1 protein-coding gene is annotated in these 524 nt (G+C 53.2%); it reads right to left on the bottom strand.

Annotation, left to right across the window (positions count from 1 at the left end):
- Nucleotides 1–51: 51 nt before the first annotated feature.
- On the bottom strand, nucleotides 52–524 hold a 473-nt coding region (locus ACTHUR_RS18025), incomplete at its 5' end, for a DUF3482 domain-containing protein (RefSeq protein WP_440400118.1).

The following is a 524-nucleotide window of genomic DNA, read 5'->3' on the forward strand; positions in this document are numbered from 1 at the left end:
GGCCGTCTGAAACATTTGGGTTTCAGACGGCCTTTTTGTTATATGGCAATGCTAAGCTTTTAATTTTTCGCTTAAAGTGGCGACATAGGCCGCGCGTTCGTTACGGCTGGCTTCGGGCTGGTGTGTGTTGAGCGAAGACCATTTACGGTTGCTGCGCGCTTTGTTGAGTTCGCTTGGCAATTTGGCCGCATTCCATGGCGCTTTGCGTTCTTTTAGTTCAATATGCGATTGAGCCGCATGGCCGCGCGTTTGCAAAACGTGCAACAAATCCAGTGCGCGTGCGGCGAGTAGGGTAAGGGTTTCCGGATCGATATGCAGGGTTTGTCGGCCGTTGATTTTGTCGGTGATGTCTTGGGCATTGGGCAAAATACCGCCCAATAGTCCGCCGATAGCGGTACCCAAACCAAGCGAGCCGCCAAGCGTGGCAATATCCAAACCTAGGCCGATGAGTGCGCCTGCGGTTGCGCCGGTACCGGTACGGATGCCGTAATGTTTGAGCAACTCGCTGTCAAACGGATCTTGTT

It is taken from the genome of Neisseria sp. P0021.S007 (assembly GCF_051956855.1).